The organism is Kitasatospora sp. MBT63, from assembly GCF_000710465.2.
Lineage (GTDB): Bacteria > Actinomycetota > Actinomycetes > Streptomycetales > Streptomycetaceae > Kitasatospora.
On record NZ_JAIZ01000630.1, the window covers coordinates 876 to 2,592 of the forward strand.

Annotated in this window: 1 pseudogene; it reads left to right on the forward strand. The window is 67.7% G+C overall.

Features of this window, described 5'->3' with window-relative positions:
• Positions 1-1,067 precede the first annotated feature (1,067 nt).
• Positions 1,068-1,517 (forward strand): annotated as a pseudogene (locus AA75_RS32995) (transposase); the annotation flags it as partial.
• Positions 1,518-1,717: the final 200 nt, after the last annotated feature.

Consider the following 1,717-nt stretch of genomic DNA (forward strand, 5'->3'; position numbering starts at 1 on the left):
GCTGCCGCCACCCCCGCCACCTGCTACGACAAGTGTGCTGCTGCCGAGGCTGACCGAAGAGGCACCACCCCCGCCGCCCGCTCCGGGTTCATAGTCCGGTTGCCCACCGCTGCCCCCACCGTTGTAGCCGCCGCCCCCGCTATGGTTACCAGCACCGCAAGCCGTTCCGCTACCCCCCGCCCCGCCGACCTGAATTGTGTAGATCGCGCCAGGCGTGGGGGTGAGAGTGGTGGTGACTTTACCCCCCGTACCCCCGATGCCTGGAGCACCGGCAGCCGAAACGCAGGCACTGAGATCGCCGCCTGAACCGCCGCCTGCCCCATCGACCGCCACCGTGACGGAGGTGACGCCTGCCGGAACCTTGTAGGTCTGCACGGCACCGGTGTAGCCGAAGGTCTGAACTACCGGACTGTCGGCATGGGCCGCGGTCACCGTCGTGCTCAGTCCAGCCAGGGCCAGCGCCGAGACCACGGTCAGAGCCCACACTCGGCGCACCGTCGAGCGCCGAAACCGCGCCCTGGCCTGAACGTACCCGTGTCGTTTCCGGTCCTCGGCGCCGTGGCCGGGAGGCCTTTGGTAGTCACGCATCGTTCTCACCGCCTGGTGTAGGCAGACCATCCACAACCGGCCGCTGCCCCCGGAACTCGCAAGCGTCGCGGTCATGGGCAGTAGCCGTATCCTGGGGCGCCCTGGGAGGAGCAGTGGTTTTGGCGGTACAGCAGTGTCCAACTGTCGGATACATGGGATGCCTCCTCGGGACGGGTACCGCCCTGGGGGCCCCGTCACGACCATGACGACCGCCAGCACGACGCCCAGCTCAACAAGAATCGGACCATAAAGTTTCGGCTGGAATCCCAGTGCCGCCCAGCGCACCTCGGACAAGACACGAGCCTGAGAAAACGACCCTGGGAGCAGCTCGATCGGGCAGGTGAGTGGCCCGTCCTGTGCCGGCCTGGCGGATGGACGACGAGCCTTCCCCCGGGAGGTGGACACCGGGGTTTCATGCGGCGAGGGTGATCTTACGGGACGTCGCTGTCTGCTGTTCGAACTGGATCGGCTGAGGTAGCCGAGACCTGTGGCGGGCCATCGACCGTGACGGCAACGTCCTGGACATCCTCGTGCAGAACCGCCGCGACAAGGCCGCGGTCAGGCGTTTCTTCCGAAAGCTGATGACCGGGACCCGGTCGGTGCCGCGGGTGATCGTGACCGACAAGCTCCGCAGTTACGGCGCCGCGCACCGCGAGGTGATGCCCTCGGTGGAGCACCGCCCGCGCAAGGGGTTGAACAACCGGGCCGAGAACTCCCATCAGCCCACGCGGCAGCGGGAGCGGGCGATGAAGGGCTTCCGGTCCGTCGGCGCCGCCCAACAATTCCTGTCCGCGTTCAGCGGCATATCGCCCCACTTCCGGCCCGGCCGCCACCTCATGACCGTCGCCCGCCACCGCCTCGAGATGACCCTCCGCTTCACGATCTGGGACCACATCACCGGCGTCACCGGCCTGCCTGCAGCCGCCTGAAGCAAGCCCACAACCGGCCCACCACGTCTCCACCCAGCATCAGATGATCAAGCACCCGCTAACGTGACAACGCCGATCAAACCAGACATCTCGGAGAAACTCCGGGGCCTTGCGGGGAACCCCACCCGATCGACACCGCCGTCGAGTTCCTCCCTGGCCATCGGCGTGGCACACACAGGGGGCGGGGCCTCCCCCGGGGG